This is a genomic window from Polaribacter marinivivus (assembly GCF_042651285.1).
In the GTDB taxonomy this organism is placed as follows: Bacteria; Bacteroidota; Bacteroidia; order Flavobacteriales; family Flavobacteriaceae; genus Polaribacter; species Polaribacter marinivivus.
Genome location: NZ_JBHSCY010000001.1, coordinates 1366265 through 1386945 on the forward strand (window position 1 = coordinate 1366265; position 20681 = coordinate 1386945).

34 protein-coding genes are annotated in these 20681 nt (G+C 31.6%); 33 read left to right on the plus strand and 1 reads right to left on the minus strand.

The window, feature by feature from the left end; all coding sequences use genetic code 11:
• The 33 genes from rpsJ (at position 1) to ACFOWD_RS06545 (ending at position 19635) form a co-directional block, all read left to right on the plus strand.
• Complete coding sequence (gene rpsJ / locus ACFOWD_RS06385; RefSeq protein ID WP_068363283.1) at positions 1-306, plus strand: 30S ribosomal protein S10; 306 nt, start codon at positions 1-3, stop codon at positions 304-306.
• 281 nt (positions 307-587) lie between these two features.
• A complete protein-coding gene (gene rplC, locus ACFOWD_RS06390) occupies positions 588-1205 on the plus strand; it encodes a 50S ribosomal protein L3 (protein WP_288955401.1) in 618 nt (205 codons plus the stop codon).
• Positions 1205-1834: a 50S ribosomal protein L4 gene (gene rplD, locus ACFOWD_RS06395; protein ID WP_288955402.1), complete on the plus strand. Its 630-nt coding sequence runs from the start codon at positions 1205-1207 to the stop codon at positions 1832-1834. The genes rplC and rplD overlap by 1 nt, the downstream gene beginning before the upstream one ends.
• A gap of 4 nt (positions 1835-1838) precedes the next feature.
• Complete coding sequence (gene rplW, locus ACFOWD_RS06400; RefSeq protein ID WP_288955403.1) at positions 1839-2129, plus strand: 50S ribosomal protein L23; 291 nt, start codon at positions 1839-1841, stop codon at positions 2127-2129.
• A gap of 11 nt (positions 2130-2140) precedes the next feature.
• On the plus strand, positions 2141-2965 hold the full coding sequence (gene rplB / locus ACFOWD_RS06405; RefSeq protein WP_288955404.1) for a 50S ribosomal protein L2: 825 nt from the start codon (positions 2141-2143) through the stop codon (positions 2963-2965).
• A 7-nt stretch (positions 2966-2972) separates the two neighbouring features.
• Positions 2973-3251 (plus strand): 30S ribosomal protein S19, encoded by a 279-nt coding sequence (gene rpsS / locus ACFOWD_RS06410; protein ID WP_288955405.1) that lies wholly within the window; start codon positions 2973-2975, stop codon positions 3249-3251.
• Between the two features lie 5 nt (positions 3252-3256).
• Positions 3257-3661: a 50S ribosomal protein L22 gene (gene rplV / locus ACFOWD_RS06415; RefSeq protein ID WP_288955406.1), complete on the plus strand. Its 405-nt coding sequence runs from the start codon at positions 3257-3259 to the stop codon at positions 3659-3661.
• Between the two features lie 12 nt (positions 3662-3673).
• Entirely contained in the window at positions 3674-4390 is a 717-nt protein-coding gene (gene rpsC / locus ACFOWD_RS06420; protein ID WP_298992099.1) for a 30S ribosomal protein S3, read from the plus strand.
• A gap of 22 nt (positions 4391-4412) precedes the next feature.
• Positions 4413-4844 carry a 50S ribosomal protein L16 gene (gene rplP / locus ACFOWD_RS06425; RefSeq protein WP_288955408.1) on the plus strand — a complete coding sequence of 144 codons (432 nt, stop codon included), beginning with the start codon at positions 4413-4415 and terminating at the stop codon, positions 4842-4844.
• An 11-nt stretch (positions 4845-4855) separates the two neighbouring features.
• Entirely contained in the window at positions 4856-5047 is a 192-nt protein-coding gene (rpmC, locus tag ACFOWD_RS06430) for a 50S ribosomal protein L29 (protein ID WP_288955409.1), read from the plus strand.
• Positions 5048-5067: 20 nt separating this feature from the next.
• Positions 5068-5325, plus strand: coding sequence for a 30S ribosomal protein S17 (gene rpsQ / locus ACFOWD_RS06435; RefSeq protein ID WP_298947886.1), 258 nt, complete (start codon positions 5068-5070; stop codon positions 5323-5325).
• Between the two features lies 1 nt (position 5326).
• Complete coding sequence (gene rplN / locus ACFOWD_RS06440) at positions 5327-5695, plus strand: 50S ribosomal protein L14 (protein ID WP_088323513.1); 369 nt, start codon at positions 5327-5329, stop codon at positions 5693-5695.
• An 11-nt stretch (positions 5696-5706) separates the two neighbouring features.
• Positions 5707-6009: a 50S ribosomal protein L24 gene (gene rplX, locus ACFOWD_RS06445; RefSeq protein WP_298992111.1), complete on the plus strand. Its 303-nt coding sequence runs from the start codon at positions 5707-5709 to the stop codon at positions 6007-6009.
• Positions 6010-6017: 8 nt separating this feature from the next.
• A complete protein-coding gene (gene rplE, locus ACFOWD_RS06450) occupies positions 6018-6569 on the plus strand; it encodes a 50S ribosomal protein L5 (protein WP_298992113.1) in 552 nt (183 codons plus the stop codon).
• A 3-nt stretch (positions 6570-6572) separates the two neighbouring features.
• On the plus strand, positions 6573-6842 hold the full coding sequence (gene rpsN, locus ACFOWD_RS06455) for a 30S ribosomal protein S14 (protein WP_068363324.1): 270 nt from the start codon (positions 6573-6575) through the stop codon (positions 6840-6842).
• A gap of 161 nt (positions 6843-7003) precedes the next feature.
• Positions 7004-7402 carry a 30S ribosomal protein S8 gene (gene rpsH / locus ACFOWD_RS06460; RefSeq protein ID WP_377409066.1) on the plus strand — a complete coding sequence of 133 codons (399 nt, stop codon included), beginning with the start codon at positions 7004-7006 and terminating at the stop codon, positions 7400-7402.
• An 11-nt stretch (positions 7403-7413) separates the two neighbouring features.
• The gene (gene rplF, locus ACFOWD_RS06465; protein ID WP_377409068.1) at positions 7414-7959 is read left to right on the plus strand and encodes a 50S ribosomal protein L6; all 546 of its coding nucleotides are present in this window, start codon (positions 7414-7416) and stop codon (positions 7957-7959) included.
• 11 nt (positions 7960-7970) lie between these two features.
• The gene (gene rplR, locus ACFOWD_RS06470) at positions 7971-8321 is read left to right on the plus strand and encodes a 50S ribosomal protein L18 (protein WP_298992125.1); all 351 of its coding nucleotides are present in this window, start codon (positions 7971-7973) and stop codon (positions 8319-8321) included.
• Between the two features lie 3 nt (positions 8322-8324).
• Positions 8325-8849, plus strand: a complete 525-nt coding sequence (gene rpsE / locus ACFOWD_RS06475; RefSeq protein ID WP_298992568.1) for a 30S ribosomal protein S5 — start codon at positions 8325-8327, stop codon at positions 8847-8849.
• Positions 8850-8860: 11 nt separating this feature from the next.
• Positions 8861-9043 (plus strand): 50S ribosomal protein L30, encoded by a 183-nt coding sequence (gene rpmD / locus ACFOWD_RS06480; protein ID WP_068363336.1) that lies wholly within the window; start codon positions 8861-8863, stop codon positions 9041-9043.
• A gap of 10 nt (positions 9044-9053) precedes the next feature.
• Positions 9054-9509 carry a 50S ribosomal protein L15 gene (gene rplO, locus ACFOWD_RS06485; protein ID WP_298992129.1) on the plus strand — a complete coding sequence of 152 codons (456 nt, stop codon included), beginning with the start codon at positions 9054-9056 and terminating at the stop codon, positions 9507-9509.
• A 13-nt stretch (positions 9510-9522) separates the two neighbouring features.
• Complete coding sequence (gene secY / locus ACFOWD_RS06490; RefSeq protein WP_377409617.1) at positions 9523-10842, plus strand: preprotein translocase subunit SecY; 1320 nt, start codon at positions 9523-9525, stop codon at positions 10840-10842.
• A gap of 1 nt (position 10843) precedes the next feature.
• Entirely contained in the window at positions 10844-11059 is a 216-nt protein-coding gene (infA, locus tag ACFOWD_RS06495) for a translation initiation factor IF-1 (RefSeq protein WP_015482241.1), read from the plus strand.
• A 12-nt stretch (positions 11060-11071) separates the two neighbouring features.
• The gene (gene ykgO / locus ACFOWD_RS06500; RefSeq protein WP_004568720.1) at positions 11072-11188 is read left to right on the plus strand and encodes a type B 50S ribosomal protein L36; all 117 of its coding nucleotides are present in this window, start codon (positions 11072-11074) and stop codon (positions 11186-11188) included.
• Positions 11188-11553, plus strand: coding sequence for a 30S ribosomal protein S13 (gene rpsM / locus ACFOWD_RS06505; protein ID WP_377409073.1), 366 nt, complete (start codon positions 11188-11190; stop codon positions 11551-11553). Before ykgO ends, rpsM begins: the two co-directional genes overlap by 1 nt.
• An 81-nt stretch (positions 11554-11634) precedes the next feature.
• Positions 11635-12024: a 30S ribosomal protein S11 gene (gene rpsK, locus ACFOWD_RS06510; protein ID WP_298992138.1), complete on the plus strand. Its 390-nt coding sequence runs from the start codon at positions 11635-11637 to the stop codon at positions 12022-12024.
• A 78-nt stretch (positions 12025-12102) separates the two neighbouring features.
• Positions 12103-12708: a 30S ribosomal protein S4 gene (gene rpsD / locus ACFOWD_RS06515; protein ID WP_298992141.1), complete on the plus strand. Its 606-nt coding sequence runs from the start codon at positions 12103-12105 to the stop codon at positions 12706-12708.
• Positions 12709-12804: 96 nt separating this feature from the next.
• Entirely contained in the window at positions 12805-13797 is a 993-nt protein-coding gene (locus ACFOWD_RS06520; protein WP_298992144.1) for a DNA-directed RNA polymerase subunit alpha, read from the plus strand.
• Between the two features lie 65 nt (positions 13798-13862).
• Positions 13863-14348: a 50S ribosomal protein L17 gene (gene rplQ, locus ACFOWD_RS06525; protein ID WP_298992147.1), complete on the plus strand. Its 486-nt coding sequence runs from the start codon at positions 13863-13865 to the stop codon at positions 14346-14348.
• Positions 14349-14502: 154 nt separating this feature from the next.
• Positions 14503-15621, plus strand: a complete 1119-nt coding sequence (gene carA / locus ACFOWD_RS06530) for a glutamine-hydrolyzing carbamoyl-phosphate synthase small subunit (RefSeq protein WP_377409076.1) — start codon at positions 14503-14505, stop codon at positions 15619-15621.
• A gap of 274 nt (positions 15622-15895) precedes the next feature.
• Positions 15896-17182: a phosphopyruvate hydratase gene (gene eno / locus ACFOWD_RS06535; protein ID WP_377409078.1), complete on the plus strand. Its 1287-nt coding sequence runs from the start codon at positions 15896-15898 to the stop codon at positions 17180-17182.
• Between the two features lie 185 nt (positions 17183-17367).
• Positions 17368-18654, plus strand: coding sequence for a citrate synthase (locus tag ACFOWD_RS06540; RefSeq protein ID WP_298992156.1), 1287 nt, complete (start codon positions 17368-17370; stop codon positions 18652-18654).
• 66 nt (positions 18655-18720) lie between these two features.
• Complete coding sequence (locus tag ACFOWD_RS06545; RefSeq protein ID WP_377409080.1) at positions 18721-19635, plus strand: dimethylarginine dimethylaminohydrolase family protein; 915 nt, start codon at positions 18721-18723, stop codon at positions 19633-19635.
• 50 nt (positions 19636-19685) lie between these two features.
• Here the strand turns inward: ACFOWD_RS06545 and ACFOWD_RS06550 are convergent, their stop codons facing one another.
• On the minus strand, positions 19686-20636 hold the full coding sequence (locus tag ACFOWD_RS06550; protein WP_377409082.1) for a fasciclin domain-containing protein: 951 nt from the start codon (positions 20634-20636) through the stop codon (positions 19686-19688).
• Between the last annotated feature and the right edge of the window lie 45 nt (positions 20637-20681).

Below are 20681 nucleotides of genomic sequence, written 5' to 3' on the forward strand. Positions count from 1 at the left end.
ATGAGTCAAAAAATTAGAATAAAATTAAAGTCTTACGATTACAATTTAGTAGATAAATCTGCTGAAAAAATAGTAAAGACGGTAAAAAGTACTGGAGCTGTAGTTAACGGTCCTATACCATTACCAACACACAAAAAGATTTTTACAGTATTACGTTCTCCGCACGTAAACAAAAAATCTAGAGAGCAATTTCAATTAGCTGCTTACAAAAGATTATTAGACATCTATAGTTCATCATCAAAAACTATCGATGCTTTAATGAAACTTGAGTTACCTAGTGGTGTTGAAGTTGAGATAAAAGTATAATTTTATAAATAACTTTCGGTTTATTTTGATAAACCGAAAGTTATTTATACTTTTGCAGCCCGAAATATAGTAGGGTGATACTATTTCTAATGAGATAGTTACATGTCCAGAGCGTTTCGCGAAGGAAAAACGGAAAAAACAGAATCAGCGTTGAATTTGTTTTTGCGCTGTTTTTTTTGATTGAAATTTAATGGACAAAAACCGAAACAATTGTTTCAAATAATTAATTAATAATAGACGCGCTGGATAAATAAGATCTAATCGTCTAAAATTTTAACTAAATGTCTGGGTTAATAGGAAGAAAAATTGGAATGACCAGCTTATTTGACGAGAATGGGAAAAATATCCCTTGTACCGTAATTGAAGCAGGTCCTTGCGTTGTTACCCAAGTCAGAACCGAAGAGGTTGACGGATACAATGCGTTACAACTTGGTTTCGATGACAAAAAGGCGAAGAGTTCTAACAAAGCGTTAGACGGTCACTTTAAAAAAGCTGGCACCACTGCTAAAAAGAAAGTTGTTGAATTTCAAGGGTTTGAAGAAGAGTACAAATTAGGAGATTCTATCACAGTAGAGCATTTTGCTGAGGGAGAATTTGTTGATGTGTCAGGTGTTTCTAAAGGTAAAGGTTTTCAAGGTGTAGTAAAACGTCACGGTTTTGGTGGTGTAGGTCAAGCTACTCATGGTCAGCATAACCGTTTAAGAGCTCCTGGTTCTATTGGTGCTGCTTCTTATCCTGCAAGAGTATTCAAAGGAATGCGTATGGCAGGAAGAATGGGTGGAGAAAAAGTGAAAGTACAAAACTTAAAAGTATTAAAAGTAGTTGCTGAAAAGAACTTACTTGTTGTAAAAGGTGCAATACCTGGTCACAAAAATGCTTTTGTAACTATTCAGAAATAATGAAAGTAGCAGTTTTAGATATTACAGGAAAAGATACAGGTAGAAAAGTTGAACTTTCTAAAGATGTATTTGGTATAGAGCCTAATGATCATGCTATTTATTTAGATGTTAAACAATACTTGGCAAATCAACGTCAAGGAACTCATAAATCTAAAGAAAGAGCTGAAATTGTTGGTTCTACAAGAAAGATAAAAAAACAAAAAGGAACTGGTACTGCTAGAGCAGGTTCTATCAAGTCTGGTGTTTTTAGAGGTGGAGGACGTATGTTTGGTCCAAGACCAAGAAATTATTCATTTAAATTGAATAAGAACTTAAAGCGTTTGGCTCGTAAGTCTGCTTTAAGTATTCAAGCAAATGATAAAAACTTAGTGGTTATTGAAGATTTTAATTTTGATGCACCAAAGACAAAAAACTTTGTTGATGTTTTAAAAGCTTTAGAATTAGATACAAAAAAATCATTATTTGTTTTAAACGAAGAAAATACAAATGTGTATTTATCATCTCGTAACTTAAAAAACTCTAAAGTTGTAAAAGCTTCAGAAATTAATACTTATGGTGTTTTAAATGCTAATAAAGTAGTAATTACAGAAAGTTCTTTAGAAGGTATTAACTCAAACTTAAGCAAATAAGGTCATGAGTATATTAATAAAACCGATTATAACAGAAAAAGCAACAAACGATAGTGAATTATTCAATCGTTACGCATTTGTTGTAGATAAAAATGCTAATAAAGTAGAAATCAAAGATGCTGTAGAATCAGCTTATGGAGTTTCTATTTCTAGTGTAAAAACGCTTAATTATCCTATACAAAGAAATACGAAGTATACTAAAAAAGGTTTAGTTACTGGTATTAAAAGTGGATACAAAAAAGCTATTGTACAATTAGCAGAAGGAGATAGTATTGATTTTTATAACAATCTTTAAGAAAAGACGAAATGTCAGTTAGAAAATTAAAACCAATAACACCAGGTCAGCGTTTTAGAGTTGTAAATGGGTTCGACACCATAACAACTGATAAGCCGGAAAAAAGTTTACTTGTACCGCAAAAAAGATCTGGAGGTCGTAACAATCAGGGAAGAATGACAACTCGTAATATTGGAGGTGGTCATAAACAAAAATATCGTATTATCGATTTTAAAAGAGATAAAAGCGGTGTTCCTGCTACAGTAAAAACTATAGAGTACGATCCAAATCGTACAGCATTTATTGCTTTAGTTCATTATGCTGATGGAGAAAAAAGATATGTAATTGCTCAAAACGGTTTACAAGTTGGGCAAACAATAGTTTCAGGTTCTGGTTCAGCACCAGAAATTGGAAACGCAATGCCTTTAAGTGAAATACCTTTAGGTACTACAATTTCTTGTATAGAGCTAAGACCTGGACAAGGTGCTGTTATGGCTCGTTCAGCCGGTTCATTTGCTCAGTTGATGGCAAGAGAAGATAAGTATGCAACTGTTAAGTTACCTTCTGGTGAAACAAGATTAATCTTGTTAACATGTATGGCAACAATAGGTGTTGTTTCTAATTCAGACCATCAATTATTAGTATCTGGTAAAGCAGGTAGAAGCAGATGGTTAGGTAGAAGACCTAGAACTAATGCAGTTAGAATGAACCCAGTTGATCACCCAATGGGAGGTGGTGAAGGACGTTCTTCTGGAGGTCATCCAAGATCTAGAAATGGTATTCCTGCAAAAGGATTTAAGACTAGATCTAAAACTAAGGCAAGTAATAAATATATTATAGAACGTAGAAAGAAATAAGTAAGATATGGCAAGATCATTAAAAAAAGGACCTTACGTTCACTATAAGTTAGAGAGAAAGGTATTGGCTAATGTTGAGTCTGGTAACAAATCAGTAATTAAAACATGGTCTAGAGCTAGTATGATTACACCTGATTTTGTTGGACAAACAATTGCAGTTCATAATGGACGTCAGTTTGTTCCAGTATATGTAACTGAAAACATGGTAGGTCATAAATTAGGAGAATTTTCACCAACTCGTTCTTTTAGAGGACATGCTGGTGCTAAAAATAAAGGTAAAAAATAGTAGGTATGGGAAGTCGTAAACACAACATGGCACAACAGTTAAAGGAAGCTAGAAAGCAAAGAGCATTTGCTAAGCTTACTAACTGTCCTACGTCACCAAGAAAAATGCGTTTAGTTGCTGATCAAATTAGAGGTGTAGAGGTTGAAAAAGCTTTGCAAATCTTAAAATTTAGCCCTAAAGAAGCATCAAGAAACTTAGAGAAATTATTGTTATCTGCTATAGCTAATTGGCAAGCTAAAAACGAAGATGCAAGTATCGAAGATGCTGGTTTATTTGTTCAAACAATTTGCGTAGATAGTGCAGGTATGTTAAAAAGATTAAGACCAGCTCCTCAAGGTCGTGCACACAGAATTCGTAAGCGTTCTAATCACGTTACTTTAGAGTTAGGTAGTAAAAATTTAAGCAATTAATCAAAGTATAAAATGGGACAAAAAACAAATCCAATAGGAAATCGTTTAGGAATTATCAGAGGATGGGAATCAAACTGGTATGGAGGTAATGATTACGGAGATAAAATTGCTGAAGACGATAAAATTAGAAAATATATACATGCTAGATTATCTAAAGCTAGTGTGTCTAGAGTAATCATTGAGCGTACTTTAAAACTTATCACAGTTACTATAACAACATCAAGACCTGGTATTATTATTGGTAAAGGTGGACAAGAAGTAGATAAGTTAAAAGAAGAACTTAAGAAAATTACAGGTAAAGAAGTTCAAATTAATATTTTTGAGATTAAGCGTCCTGAATTAGATGCAAGATTAGTAGCAACTAGTATAGCACGTCAAATCGAAAATAGAATTTCTTATAAGAGAGCTATCAAAATGGCTATTACTGCCACAATGAGAATGAATGCTGAAGGTATCAAAGTTCAAATTTCTGGACGTTTAAATGGTGCTGAAATGGCAAGATCTGAGCACTTCAAAGAAGGAAGAATTCCTTTATCTACTTTCAGAGCAGATATAGATTATGCTTTAGTAGAAGCTCATACTACTTATGGTAGACTTGGTATTAAAGTATGGATTATGAAAGGTGAGGTTTATGGTAAAAGAGAATTATCTCCATTAGTTGGTTTATCTAAGAAACAAGGTGGTGGAAAAGGAGATAGATCTAAACGTAATCCTCGTAGAAGAAAATAATTTATAAAATTAGAGACTTAAGATGTTACAGCCAAAAAGAGTAAAATACCGTAAGGTACAGAAAGGCAAAGGAAATATGTCTGGTAATTCTCAAAGAGGAAATCAACTTTCTAACGGAATGTTTGGTATTAAATCTTTAGACCAGAACTTATTAACTTCACGTCAAATTGAAGCAGCTCGTATTGCAGCTACTCGTTACATGAAGAGAGAAGGTCAGTTATGGATTAAAATATTTCCAGATAAACCTATTACCAAAAAACCATTAGAAGTACGTATGGGTAAAGGTAAAGGTGCACCAGATCATTTTGTTGCTGTTGTAAAACCAGGAAGAATTTTGTTTGAAGTTGGTGGTGTGCCAATGAATATTGCAAAAGAAGCTTTACGTTTAGCAGCTCAAAAATTACCAGTAAAAACAAAATTTGTAATTGCTAGAGATTTCGATTTCAAAGCATAATTCTATACACTATGAAACAATCAGAAATTAAAGAATTATCTACAGCTGATCTTAATGAAAAGTTGGGAGCGATGCAAAAGAATTATACTGATCTTAAGATGGCTCACGCAATAACTCCATTGGAAAACCCATTGCAGTTGAGAAGCTTAAGAAGAACTGTTGCAAGAATTGCAACAGAATTAACAAAAAGAGAATTACAATAATTCTATAGTCAGTTTTAAAGATGGAAAAAAGAAATCTTAGAAAAGAGAGAATTGGTGTAGTTTCAAGTAACAAAATGGAGAAATCTATCGTTGTTTCAGAAACTAAAAGAGTTAAACACCCAATGTACGGTAAATTCGTTTTAAAAACGAAAAAGTATGTTGCACACGACGAACAGAATGATTGCAACGAAGGAGATACTGTTAGAATCATGGAAACAAGACCTATGAGTAAATCTAAACGTTGGAGATTAGTAGAAATCCTAGAAAGAGCTAAATAATATGTTACAGACAGAATCAAGATTAAAAGTAGCAGATAATACTGGAGCTAAAGAAGTTTTAGTAATTAGAGTTTTAGGAGGAACAAAAAAACGTTACGCCTCAATTGGAGATAAAATTGTTGTAACTGTTAAATCTGCAACTCCTAACGGAACTGTAAAAAAAGGTCAAGTATCTAGAGCAGTTGTTGTAAGAACTAAAAAAGAAGTTAGACGTAAAGACGGATCTTACATCAGATTCGACGACAATGCTTGTGTACTTTTAAATCCTACAGAGGAAATGAGAGGTACTCGTGTGTTTGGACCAGTTGCACGTGAACTTCGTGAGAAACAATTCATGAAAATAGTATCATTAGCACCTGAAGTGCTTTAAATCATTATAAAATGAAGAAGTTCAAAATAAAATCAGGAGATACTGTAAAAGTAATTGCAGGAGATCACAAAGGAACAGAAGGTAAAGTTTTACAAATCATAAAAGATAAAGATAGAGTTTTAGTAGAAGGTGTAAACTTAGTATCTAAGCACACTAAACCTAGCGCTCAAAATCCTCAAGGTGGTATTGTAAAGAAAGAAGCTTCATTACATATATCTAACGTTATGTTAGTAGAAGATGGTGTTGCTGTAAGAGTAGGTTATCAAGTTGATGGAGATACTAAATCTAGAATCTCTAAAAAAACTAAAAAATAAGAGTAATCATGAGTTACGTACCAAGATTAAAAGCAGAATATAAAGAAAGAGTTATAAAGGCTCTTACTGAAGAATTCAGTTATAAGAATGTAATGCAGGTTCCAAAATTAGAAAAGATTGTTGTTTCTAAAGGAGTTGGTGCTGCAATTGCAGATAAGAAATTAATAGATTATGCTGTAGAAGAATTGACTAAAATTACAGGTCAAAAAGCAATTTCTACAATGTCTAAGAAAGATGTTGCGTCATTTAAATTACGTAAAGGAATGCCTATTGGTGTAAAAGTTACGTTAAGAGGTGATAAAATGTACGAATTTTTAGACAGATTAGTTACTGCATCTTTACCACGTGTAAGAGATTTTAACGGTATAAAAGCTAATGGTTTTGATGGAAGAGGTAATTACAATTTAGGAATTACTGAACAAATCATCTACCCAGAAATTAATATTGACCAAGTAAAGAAAATTAACGGTATGGATATTACTTTTGTAACATCTGCAAATACTGATAAAGAAGCAAAGTCATTATTAGGAGAATTAGGTTTACCATTTAAAAAAAATTAAGGAATGGCTAAAGAATCAATGAAAGCTCGCGAACGTAAAAGAGCAAAAACTGTTGCAAAATATGCTGAAAAAAGAAAAGCTTTAAAAGAAGCTGGAGATTATGAAGCATTGCAAAAATTACCAAAAAATGCATCACCAGTAAGAATGCACAATAGATGTAAATTAACTGGTCGTCCAAAAGGATATATGAGACAATTTGGTATTTCTCGTGTAACGTTTCGTGAAATGGCTAATCAAGGATTAATACCAGGTGTTAAAAAAGCCAGCTGGTAAAAATCAAAATAAACCATACAAATAAAAATAGAATGTGTATCTTTGCACGCTCTATTTTTTTTGAGTATTAGAATTTTAACTGATTATAGGTTCAATTATCACAGAGTAATCTGTAAGTAAAATAGAGATATTTGAAAACCGTAATCGCAATTTAAATAAATATGTATACAGATCCAATTGCGGATTTTCTTACAAGAGTAAGAAATGCTATTGCTGCAGGACACAGAGTAGTAGAAATTCCAGCTTCAAACTTGAAGAAGGAAATGACTAAAATTTTGTTCGATCAAGGTTATATCTTAAGTTATCAATTTAATGATAATAAAGTTCAAGGAACTATCAAGATAGCTTTAAAGTATGACAAAGACACAAAAGAGTCAGTAATTAGAAAAATCCAACGAATTAGTACACCAGGTTTACGTAAATACGTGGCTTCTAAAGAGATGCCAAGAGTATTAAACGGTCTTGGAATTGCTATTGTTTCTACATCAAAAGGTGTAATGACAAACAAGAAAGCTCGTTTAGAGAACGTTGGAGGAGAAGTTTTATGTTACGTTTATTAAAATCTTGAGAAATGAGTAGAATAGGAAACAATCCAGTTAGCATTCCACAAGGTGTAGATGTAAACATTAAAGATAACGAAATTACAGTAAAGGGTAAATTAGGTGAGTTAACTCAAACAATTTCTAACGGTATTTCTGTAAAAGTAGAAGACAATGCTGTTTTATGTGAAAGAGCATCAGACAGTAAAGATCACAAAGCTCAACATGGTTTAATGAGATCTTTAGTTAACAACATGATTGAAGGTGTTAGTAAAGGATGGACTAAAGAATTAGAATTAGTAGGTGTAGGTTATAGAGCTTCAAATCAAGGGCAAAAATTAGATTTAGCTTTAGGTTTTTCTCATAATATTGTTTTAGAATTAGCTCCTGAAGTTAAAGTTGAAACTGTTTCAGAAAAAGGTAAAAACCCAATTATAAAATTAACTTCATTTGATAAACAATTAGTTGGTCAAGTAGCAGCTAAAATTCGTGGTTTCCGTAGACCAGAGCCTTATAAAGGAAAAGGAGTTAAGTTTGTAGGTGAACAATTAAGAAGAAAAGCAGGTAAATCTGCATAATTATAAGAATTATGGCATTATCAAAGCTACAAAGAAGAGCAAGAATTAAAAACAGAATTAGAAAGATTGTTTCTGGTACAGCGAACAAACCAAGACTTTCTGTTTATAGAAGTAATAAAGAAATTTACGCTCAGTTAGTAGATGATATTAATGGAGTAACATTAGCTTCAGTATCATCTAGAAGTAAAGAAATAAAAGCAAGCACAAAAGCTGAAGCTTCTGCTGCTGTAGGAAAAGCAATTGCAGAAAAAGCTACTAAAGTAGGAGTTGAAACTGTTGCTTTTGATAGAAATGGTTATTTATACCATGGTAGAGTTAAAGTATTAGCAGACGCTGCAAGAGAAGCTGGTTTAAAATTTTAAGAAATTATGCAAGGTTATAAAAACGTAGAAAGAGTTAAGCCAAGCGGATTAGAGCTTGTAGATAGATTAGTAGGTGTACAACGTGTTACTAAAGTTACAAAAGGTGGTAGAGCATTTGGTTTCTCTGCAATTGTTGTTGTAGGTGATGGTAATGGTGTTGTAGGCCATGGATTAGGAAAATCTAAAGATGTTTCTTCTGCTATTGCGAAAGCAGTAGAAGACGCAAAGAAAAATTTAGTTAGAATTCCAATTTTAGATGGTACGTTACCTCATGAACAAAAAGGAAAATTTGGTGGTGCAAAGGTATTCATAAAGCCTGCTTCTCCTGGTACAGGGGTTATAGCTGGTGGTGCAGTACGTGCAGTATTAGAATCTGTTGGTGTACATGATGTATTATCTAAGTCTCAAGGATCTTCTAACCCTCACAATGCAGTAAAAGCAACTTTTGACGCTTTATTACAGTTAAGAAGTGCTGCTGCAATTGCAAAACAAAGAGGAATTTCTTTAGAAAAAGTATTTAACGGATAAATCTAAAAGAGATGGCAAAAATAAAAGTTACACAAGTAAAAAGTCAAATCGGTCGTTTAAAGAATCAAAAGAGAACTTTAGAGGCATTAGGTTTACGTAGATTAAACCAAACTGTAGAACATGAGGCAACTCCTTCTATCGTTGGTATGGTAAATAAAGTTTCACATTTAGTTTCTGTAGAGGAATTAAAATAAGATATTTAAAATGAGTAGTAGTTTACATAATTTAACACCTGCAGAAGGATCTGTAAAGAAAGAGAAAAGAATCGCACGTGGTGAAGGTTCTGGTCATGGAGGTACTTCTACAAGAGGACATAAAGGGGCTAAATCTCGTTCTGGATATTCAAGAAAAATTGGTTTTGAAGGTGGTCAAATGCCTTTACAAAGACGTGTGCCAAAATTTGGTTTCACTAATATCAATAGAAAAGAATATCAAGGCATCAACTTAGACAAATTACAGTCTTTAGTTGATAGTGGAAAAATAACTGATACAGTTAATTTAGATATTTTAGTTGCTAATAGATTAGCATCTAAAAACGACTTAGTAAAAATACTAGGAGGAGGAGAGTTAAAAGCTAAATTAAATATAACTGTTCATAAATTTACAGCATCAGCAAAGGCAGCTATTGAAGCAGCTGGAGGAGAAGCTGTTACTTTATAATATTAAGTAAATGATGAATTTAATCACTAGATTAAAAGATATTTTCAGTATTGAAGAGTTAAAAGACAAGATTCTTTTAACAATAGGTTTAATTGCGGTATATCGTTTTATGGCTGCTGTTCCATTACCTGGAGTAGATCCATTACAACTTGCAGCATTAAAAGAAAGTACTGATGGTGGTCTTTTAGGTTTATTAAACGCATTTACTGGTGGTGCATTTGCTAGAGCCTCTGTTATGGCTTTAGGTATAATGCCATACATTTCTGCGTCAATTGTAGTACAGTTAATGGGAATAGCTGTTCCTTATTTACAGAAATTACAAAAAGATGGAGAAAGTGGTCGTAAAAAAATTACACAAATCACTAGATGGTTAACCATTGGAATTACATTGGTTCAAGCACCTACTTATATTACAGCTATTAAAACTCAATTTGGTTTAGGACCAGAAGCTTTTTTAGTTAGTGGTGCAACTTTTTGGGTTTCATCTATTATTATTTTAACTGCAGGTACAATTTTTGCAATGTGGTTAGGTGAGCGTATTACTGATAAAGGAGTTGGTAATGGTATATCATTATTAATTACTGTTGGTATTATCGCTAATTTTCCAGCTGCATTTTTACAAGAATTTGTTGCTAAAACAACAAATGCAGGTGCAGGTGGTATAATGATGATTTTAATAGAAGTTATTGTTTGGTTCATTGTAATTTTATTAACTGTTTTATTAGTGACTGCTGTTAGAAAAATAGCTGTACAATATGCAAGAAGAACAGTAGCTGGTAATATTCAAAATGTTGCAGGTTCAAGAGATTACATACCATTAAAGTTAAATGCAGCAGGCGTAATGCCAATCATTTTTGCACAAGCAATAATGTTTGTACCAATAGCTTTAGCTCAACGTTTTCCTGCAATTGCAAGTTTACAAGATATAAATGGTTTGTGGTATAATGTAATTTTTGCATTGTTAATTATCATTTTTAGTTATTTCTACACAGCAATTACTATTCCTACGAATAAAATGGCTGAAGATTTAAAAAGAAGTGGTGGTTTTATACCAGGAATTAGACCAGGTAAAGATACTGCTGATAGATTAGATTCTGTATTATCTAGAATTACGTTCCCTGGATCGTTATTTTTAGCAGCATTATCTATATTACCAGCAATAGTAGTTCAATTTGGAGTTCAACAAAGTTGGGCAATGTTTTATGGTGGTACATCTTTAATCATTATGGTTGGTGTAGCTATAGATACATTACAGCAAATTAACTCTTATCTTTTAAATCGTCATTATGATGGTTTAATGAAAGCAGGAAATTCAAAAAGAAAATCTAAATAGTATGGCTAAGCAATCAGCAATTCAACAAGATGGAACAATTACAGAAGCATTATCTAATGCTATGTTTCGTGTAGAATTAGAAAACGGACATATTGTTACAGCACATATCTCTGGTAAAATGCGTATGCATTATATTAAATTATTACCAGGAGATAAAGTAAAATTAGAAATGAGTCCTTACGATTTAACTAAGGCCAGAATTACATACAGATACTAAAAACATAAACAGATGAAAGTAAGAGCATCAGTTAAGAAAAGAAGTGCCGACTGCAAAATTGTTCGCAGAAAAGGTAGATTATACGTAATAAATAAACAAAATCCTAGATTTAAACAAAGACAAGGGTAATGGCAAGAATAGCAGGTATTGATATTCCAAAGAACAAAAGAGGAGTTATTGCTTTAACTTACATCTTTGGTATAGGAAACAGTAGAGCTAAAGAAATTTTAGCTAAAGCAAAAGTTGACGAAAGTATTAAAGTTCAAGATTGGACAGATGATCAAATCGCAGCAATTAGAGAACAAGTAGGTAATTTTACTATTGAAGGTGAATTACGTTCTGAAGTTCAATTAAGCATCAAGCGTTTAATGGACATTGGTTGCCAAAGAGGAATTCGTCATAGATTAGGTCTTCCTTTAAGAGGTCAAAGAACAAAAAACAATTCTCGTACAAGAAAAGGTAAGAGAAAAACAGTAGCTAACAAGAAAAAATAAGTTAGAGATTAACCTAATTATGCTATTAGTGTGCCGTGTTTTACACAATTTACTAATAAGGATAATTAAACACTAAGAATTATGGCAAAAGCAAAAGCAAGTTCAAAAAAACGTAAAGTAATAGTAGATGCTATTGGAGAAGCACATATAAACGCTTCTTTTAACAACATCATTATTTCTTTAACAAATAAAAAAGGTGACGTAGTTTCTTGGTCATCTGCAGGTAAAATGGGTTTTAGAGGTTCTAAAAAGAATACTCCATATGCAGCTCAGTTAGCAGCAGAAGATTGTGCTAATGTTGCAAAAGAGGCTGGTTTACGTAAAGTAAAAGTTTACGTTAAAGGTCCAGGAAATGGTAGAGAATCTGCAATTAGATCTATACATAATGCTGGTATTGAAGTAACAGAAATTATTGACGTTACTCCAATTCCTCACAATGGATGTCGCCCTCCAAAAAGAAGAAGAGTATAATTATATTTTAATCGATTAGGAATAAGATTTTCGAAGGATAAGCCTTAATTCATAATCCCTAATCATAACAAAAACAAAATGGCAAGATATACAGGACCAAAAACTAAAATTGCTCGTAAATTCGGTGAAGCAATTTTTGGCGAAGATAAAAACTTCGAAAAAAGAAATTATCCTCCAGGACAACATGGAAACAACAGACGTCGTGGAAAAAAATCTGAATACGCTACTCAATTAGCTGAAAAGCAAAAAGCAAAATATACTTATGGTATTTTAGAGCGTCAATTTAGTAACTTGTTTAAGAAAGCTCAAGCTGCATCTGGTATTACAGGTGAAATTTTATTACAATTATGTGAGTCTCGTTTAGACAACGTAGTTTATAGAATGGGTGTTTCTAACTCTAGAAGCGGAGCTCGTCAATTAGTTTCTCACAGACATATTACAGTTAATGGAGAGATCGTTAACATACCATCTTATAGTTTAAAAGAAGGAGATGTTGTTGCTGTAAGAGAAAAATCTAAATCATTACAAGCTATTGAAGATGCTTTAGCATCTAATAATAATGTTTATGAATGGTTAACATGGAATAACGATACTAAAACTGGAACTTTTGTAAAGGTACCAGAAAGATTACAAATTCCAGAAAACATCAAAGAACAATTAATAGTAGAATTATATTCTAAATAATAAATTAATCATATTGGTATTAAGCCAAAGGGTTTATTTGTACTTCTTCAAACTCATAAACCGCGCAACTTAATAACAATTAAAACGAAGAACAAAATGGCAATTTTAAATTTTCAGAAACCAGATAAAGTAATAATGATAGAATCTACAGATTTTTCTGGAAGATTCGAGTTCAGACCTTTAGAACCAGGTTTTGGTTTAACAGTTGGTAATGCTTTAAGAAGAGTACTTTTATCATCTTTAGAAGGTTTTGCAATCACATCTTTAAGAATAGATGGTGTTGAGCATGAATTTTCTACTGTATCTGGTATTGTAGAAGATGTTACAGAAATCATATTAAACTTAAAACAAGTTCGTTTTAAGAAACAAATAGACGAAACTGATAAAGAAACTGTATCAATTTCTGTATCTGGTCAAGAGCAGTTTACTGCTGGAGATTTACAGAAATTTATTTCTGGTTTTCAAGTTTTAAACCCAGATTTAGTTATCTGTAATATGGATAGTTCTGTAAAGTTAAACGCAGAAATTACAATAGAAAAAGGTAGAGGTTTTGTACCTGCAGAAGAAAATAAGAAAGCTTCAGCTCCAATTGGTACAATTTTTACAGATTCTATTTACACGCCAATAAAAAACGTAAAATATTCGATAGAAAATTATCGTGTTGAACAAAAAACAGATTACGAAAAATTAATCTTTGACATTGACACAGATGGTTCTATTAATCCAAAAGATGCATTAACTGAAGCTGCAAAAATATTAATTCACCACTTTATGTTATTCTCAGATGAGCGTATCACTTTAGAGGCTGATGAAATTGCACAAACAGAAACATATGATGAAGAATCATTACATATGCGTCAATTATTAAAAACTAGATTAATCGATATGGATTTATCTGTTAGAGCTTTAAATTGTTTAAAAGCTGCAGAGGTAGATACATTAGGAGATTTAGTTTCTTTTAACAAAAGTGATTTAATGAAGTTTAGAAACTTTGGTAAAAAATCTTTAACAGAATTAGAAGAACTAGTTATTGTAAAAGGTTTAAGTTTCGGAATGGATTTAACAAAATATAAATTAGATAGAGATTAACTTTTCATAATTTGCTCACCAAAGAGGTTAGATGCAAGATGAAAGACTAAAAACAAACGTCAAAAATGAGACACGGAAAAAAACACAATCATTTAGGAAGAAAAACAGCGCATAGAAAAGCGATGTTAGCAAATATGGCTTGTTCTTTAATTGAGCACAAACGTATTAACACTACTGTTGCAAAAGCAAAAGCTTTAAGAACATTTGTAGAGCCATTAATTACAAAATCTAAGTCAGATACAACTCATAACAGACGTATTGTATTCTCTTATTTAAGAAATAAATATGCTGTAACAGAATTATTTAGAGAAGTTTCTGTAAAAGTAGCAGATAGACCTGGAGGTTATGTAAGAATCATCAAATTAGGAAATCGTCAAGGAGATAATGCTCCTATGGCTATGATAGAATTAGTTGATTACAACGAATTATATGATCCAAAAGGAAACAAAGCTAAAAAATCAACTAGAAGAAGTAGAAGAGGTGGAAAGAAAAAAGAAGCTACTACTGCACAAGTTGAAGAAACTACAACTGAAGAGAAATCTGAAGAATAGTAATGAAATTATTTCAAAATCATATAAAAAGGATAAACTTAGTTGTTTATCCTTTTTTATTGTCAATAAAATCTAATAACTCTATTATTTATTAAAAATCATAATCTTTACTTTTGTAAAGTATTGCTCTATAAAATAAAATATATTACCTAAAATGAAATATCAAACTAGAAAAAAAGCATTAGTATTATTAGCAGACGGAACTATTTTCTATGGAAAATCTGTAGGTATAGAAGGTACAGCTACTGGTGAAATCTGTTTTAATACAGGTATGACTGGATATCAAGAAATATTTACAGACCCTTCATATTTTGGTCAATTAATGGTAACAACCAATGCTCATATTGGTAATTACGGAGTTAATGATAATGAAGTAGAATCTGAAGGAATAAAAATTTCTGGATTAATTTGTAGAAACTTTAGTTTTACACATTCTAGAGTAGACTCTCATGGTAATTTAAAAGATTGGTTTACTAAACATAATTTAGTTGCAATTTCAGATGTAGATACAAGAGCTTTAGTTTCTTATATTAGAGATAATGGAGCTATGAATGCTATTATTTCAACTGACGTAGATAATATTGATACTCTTAAAAAACAACTAGCTGCAGTGCCAAGTATGGAAGGTTTAGAGTTAGCGTCTAAAGTATCTACTAAAGAACCTTACTACATAGGAGATGAAAATGCTGATATAAAAATTTCAGCTTTAGATATAGGAATAAAAAAGAACATTTTAAGAAATTTATCTAAGAGAGGAGCTTATATTAAGGTTTTTCCTTATAATTCAAGTTTTGAAGAATTATCATCTTTTAATCCAGATGGATACTTTATTTCAAACGGACCTGGAGATCCTGAACCTTTAGAAGATGCACAAAAATTAGCAAAAGAAGTTATCTCAAGAGATTTACCTTTGTTTGGTATTTGTTTAGGTCATCAAGTTATTGCTTTATCTCAAGGTATTTCTACTTATAAAATGCATCATGGTCACAGAGGGATAAATCATCCAATTAAAAATTTATTAACTGGTAAAGGTGAAATAACCTCTCAAAATCATGGTTTTGCCATCAATAGAGAAGAGACAGAAGCAAATAAAGATGTAGAAATTACACACGTACATTTAAATGATCATACAGTAGCAGGAATTCGATTAAAAGATAAAAATACTTTTTCTGTACAATATCATCCAGAGGCTAGCCCTGGACCACATGATTCAGAATACTTATTTGATCAATTTATAGAAAACATAAAGCAGGCTCAGAATGTTTTATCGTAACATTTTATTCATTCGTCTATACTTTATCGTTTTTAATCAATAATTTTTTTTGTATTTACAAAGAAAGTAATACATTTGAAGTGTGATAGAAATATCACATTTCTTTTTCATAGCAATTTTCCCACTCAAATTTTGAGTGGGTTTTTTATTTCTTCTAGTAAACGTTTTCGTAAATTCTTAGAATCAATATTTTAAATGGCTAATACATTTTGTAAATTAGCATCATAAATATAAAAAACCAAAACTCTTCTTAGAGTTTATAAAATGTAAATAAATGAGTATTATAATTAGTGTACACGCACGTCAAATATTTGATTCAAGAGGTAATCCAACTGTAGAAGTTGATGTTGTTACAGAAAGTGGAATTTTAGGAAGAGCAGCTGTTCCTTCAGGAGCATCTACAGGAGAACATGAAGCAGTTGAGTTAAGAGATGGAGGAAAAGATTATATGGGTAAAGGCGTGTTAAAAGCAGTATCTAATGTTAATGATATTATTGCAGAAGAATTAATTGGTACTTCTGTTTTTGAACAAAATGCAATAGACCAACTTATGATTGATTTAGATGGTACTCCAAATAAATCAAAACTAGGAGCAAATGCAATCTTAGGAGTTTCATTAGCAGTTGCAAAAGCAGCAGCAAATGAATTAGGAATGCCATTATACAGATATGTTGGAGGTGTTTCTGCGAATACATTACCTGTGCCAATGATGAACATTATTAATGGAGGTTCGCATTCAGATGCACCAATTGCTTTTCAAGAGTTTATGGTAATGCCAGTAAAAGCTAAAAACTTTACTGAGGCTATGAAAATGGGTTCTGAAATTTTTCATAATCTAAAGAAAGTTTTACATGATAGAAATTTATCTACAGCTGTAGGTGATGAAGGTGGTTTTGCTCCAACATTAGAAGGTACAGAAGATGCATTAGATACCATAGCATTAGCAGTTAAAAATGCAGGATATTCTTTTGGAGATGAAATTAAAATCGCTTTAGATTGTGCTGCAGCTGAGTTTTATGTTGATGGTAAATACGACTATTCAAAATTTGAAGGAGAAACAGGTAAAGTAAGAACTAGCCAAGAACAAGCAGATTATTTAGCTGAGTTAGCAGCAAACTATCCTATTATATCAATAGAAGATGGAATGGATGAAAATGATTGGGAAGGATGGAAGTATTTAACTGAAAAAATTGGAGATAAAGTACAATTAGTAGGAGATGATTTATTTGTTACTAATGTAGAGCGTTTATCTAGAGGTATAGAAAACGGAATAGCTAATTCAATCTTAATTAAAGTAAATCAGATAGGTAGTCTAACAGAAACTATTGCTGCTGTAAATATGGCTAAAAATGCTGGCTATACTTCTGTTATGTCTCACAGATCTGGTGAAACAGAAGACAATACAATTGCAGATTTAGCAGTAGCTTTAAATTGTGGACAAATCAAGACTGGTTCTGCTTCACGTTCAGATAGAATGGCTAAATACAACCAATTGTTACGTATAGAAGAAGAATTAGAAGACACTGCATATTTTCCTCAAGAAAAAGCATTTAAAATCTAATTTAGGACGTATAAAATGATTTTAAAAACCTCACATATTAATGTGAGGTTTTTTTATTTATTAAATATTTGTTAAATCGTTTAAGCTTATATTTTTATATCTAAAATCTATGAATACTTGCTTTTAAAATTCTACAAAAATTGGTATCTTCGCGAAACACAAAAAACACACTTAAACACACGTAAATGTCAGACATAGCAAAATTACAAATTGGTGATAATTCTTATGAATTTCCTCTAGTAATAGGAACAGAAAATGAAGTAGCAATAGATATTAAAACTTTAAGAAATGCTACAAATGGAGTAATTACGATAGACCCTGGTTTTAAGAACACAGGTTCTTGTGAAAGTGCTATTACATTTTTAGATGGTGAAAAAGGTATCTTAAGATATAGAGGATATCCAATAGAACAATTAGCAGAGAAGGCTGATTTTTTAGAAGTAGCTTATGCACTTATTTTTGGAAATCTTCCTACTACAGAACAATTAGAAACTTTTAGAAGTGATATTAAGAAACAATCTGTAGTTGATGATGATATTAAAAAGATACTAGATGCTTTTCCAAAGAGCGCTCATCCAATGGGTGTATTATCATCTTTAACATCTGCTTTAACAGCATTTAATTCATCTTCTGTAAATGTAGATTCAGAGGAAGAAATGTACAGGGCTATTACTAAAATTATGGGTAAATTCCCTGTATTAGTAGCTTGGACAATGCGTAAAAAACAAGGTTTACCTTTAAACTATGGTTCAAACTCGTTAGGATATGTAGAAAATATTATGAAAATGATGTTCGAACAACCAAACGAAACATATGAAGTAAATCCTGTAATTAAAGATGCTTTAGATAAGTTATTAATTTTACATGCAGATCATGAGCAAAACTGTTCTACATCTACAGTTAGAATTGCTGGTTCTTCTCATGTTGGATTATTCTCATCTTTATCAACAGGGATTTCTGCACTTTGGGGACCACTTCATGGAGGTGCAAACCAAGCTGTATTAGAAATGCTAGAGGCTATTAAAGCTGATGGTGGAGATACAAAAAAATACATGGCTAAAGCTAAAGACAAGTCAGATCCTTTTAGATTAATGGGATTTGGTCATAGAGTGTATAAAAACTTTGATCCTAGAGCAAAAATCATTAAAAAAGCAGCAGATGAGGTTTTAAATGATTTAGGTGTAGAAGATCCAATTTTAGAAATTGCTAAAGGTTTAGAGCAAGAAGCGTTAAATGATAAGTATTTTGTAGACAGGAAGCTTTATCCTAATGTAGATTTTTACTCAGGAATTATTTACAGAGCAATGGGTATTCCTGTAGATATGTTTACAGTAATGTTTGCTTTGGGTCGTTTACCTGGATGGATTGCTCAATGGAGAGAGATGCGTTTAAAGAAAGAACCAATTGGTAGACCAAGACAAATTTATATTGGCGAAAACGAAAGAGATTTTGTTAGTATAGATAAAAGATAATCATTAATATTATTTTTAATAATTTAGAGCTTCATAATTTTATGAAGCTTTTTTTATAAAACATATATGTTAGAACTAAACATACAAAACGAAACAGCAACATTAAAAGCTGTTGTATTAGGAACAGCAGTATCAAATGGCCCACAACCTACATTAGAGGAGGCTTATGATCCTAAAAGTGTGCAGCACATTCTAAAAGGTACTTACCCAAAAGAGGAAGATATGGTTGCTGAAATGGAAGCTGTAGCAAAAGTTTTAGAGAAGTATAATGTAAAAGTATTCAGGCCAAAAGTTATTGAAGATTATAATCAGATATTTTCTAGGGATATTGCTTTTGTAATTGAAGATAAATTAATAAAAGCAAACATTTTACCTGATAGAGAAAAAGAATATGAAGCAATAAAACATGTAATCAATCAAATTGATTCTAATAAAATAATTACTCTACCAGAAGCTTGTCATATAGAAGGTGGAGATGTTATGCCTTGGAATGATTATATCTTTATTGGCACATATACAGGAAAAGATTATTCAGATTTTATTACAGCAAGGACTAATAAAGAAGCTGTAGAAGAAATAAGAACATTATTTCCAAACAAAAAAGTAATATCATTTGAGCTCAGAAAATCAAATACTGATCCTAAAGAAAATGCATTGCATTTAGATTGCTGTTTTCAACCAATAGGTAAAGACAAAGCTATCATTCATAAAAATGGTTTTTTAATTGATGAGGAGTATAATTGGTTAATCAATTTTTTTGGAAAAGAAAATGTTTTTGAGATTGATGAAAATGAAATGTATCATATGAATAGTAATATTTTTTCAATTTCTGAAGATGTAATCATTTCTGAAAAAAACTTTACAAGATTAAATACTTGGTTAAGAAATCATGGATTTACAGTTGAGGAAGTTCCATATGCTGAAATTGCTAAGCAAGAAGGGCTGTTAAGGTGTTCAACTTTACCTTTAATTAGAGAATAAAAAAAAGGCTTGTATTTTTACAAGCCTTTTTATTTTATGAAAATAATATATTATTCTAATACTACTTTATTTATAGCATGTATAACACCATTATCTGCTTGTACATCAGTTGCTATAATAGTACTTACTCTGTTTTGAGAATCTGTTAATGTAGCACCATTAGAAGTAATATTTACAGTTAATTGACCACCTAAAGTATTAACTGGTAAATTATCTGATAAATTTGACTCTAAAACAATAGCACCAGCTACAACATGTGTGTTTAATGTAGATGATAACGTAGCTTTAGAAATATCTCCTAATCCATTTACTTGTAACTCTCCTAATAAATCTACAAAAGCATCATTTGTAGGAGCAAATACTGTAAAAGGAGCAGGACTAGTTCCATTAGGAGTAGAAAGTGTATTTACATAAGTAAAATCGTTTTCTCTTGTTAATGCTTGTACTAAGATTGAAAAGTTAGGATCAGCAGTTGCAAAAGTTACAACATTTGGTAGGTCTATAACTTTATCAACGACATGTACAATGCCATTATCAGCTTCTACATTTGCAATATCTACAGTAGATTCTCCATTAAATACTACTCCATTACTTGTATTAATGTAAATAGACATTTCAGTACCAGAAGCTGCACTAGTAGCATTTGATTTTGCATATCCAGTAGATAAATCTGTACTTCTTAAATTACCTGTAATAACATGATTTAATAAGATGTTTCTTAAAACATCAACAGGTACATCATTTACAGAAGCAAAACCTTTGCTTTGTAAAAACGTTTCAAAAGCTTGATTTGTTGGAGCTAAAACAGTAAAAGAACCATTACTTGATAAAGTAGCTCCTAAGTCTGCTCTTGTTACTGCAGCAACTAAGCTAGTTAGGTTATTCTTTACTGCAACATCAACAATTGTGTTAGTTTCAATTACAACATCTTCATCATCGCTACAAGAAGCTAAGAATGAGAATGCTAAAACGAGGGACAAAATTTTAGTGATTTTTTTCATTTTAAATTAATTTATGTTTATTTATTTCGAAACAAATTTAAACAA